Origin of the sequence: Neisseria sp. P0024.S006 (assembly GCF_051956595.1) — a bacterium.
GTDB lineage: Bacteria > Pseudomonadota > Gammaproteobacteria > Burkholderiales > Neisseriaceae > Neisseria.
Genome location: NZ_JBQCXH010000099.1, coordinates 1 through 255, shown reverse-complemented (window position 1 = coordinate 255; position 255 = coordinate 1). Strand labels below are relative to the sequence as shown.

At 99.6% G+C, this 255-nt stretch carries 1 protein-coding gene; it reads right to left on the bottom strand.

All coding sequences use genetic code 11. The features are described from left to right. The coding region (locus ACTHUF_RS11470) for a hypothetical protein (protein ID WP_268083134.1) at positions 1 to 255 on the bottom strand (255 nt) is incomplete at both ends.

Here is a 255-nt window from a genome sequence, read left to right as displayed (position 1 = left end):
CCCCCCCCCCCCCCCCCCCCCCCCCCCCCCCCCCCCCCCCCCCCCCCCCCCCCCCCCCCCCCCCCCCCCCCCCCCCCCCCCCCCCCCCCCCCCCCCCCCCCCCCCCCCCCCCCCCCCCCCCCCCCCCTCCCCCCCCCCCCCCCCCCCCCCCCCCCCCCCCCCCCCCCCCCCCCCCCCCCCCCCCCCCCCCCCCCCCCCCCCCCCCCCCCCCCCCCCCCCCCCCCCCCCCCCCCCCCCCCCCCCCCCCCCCCCCCC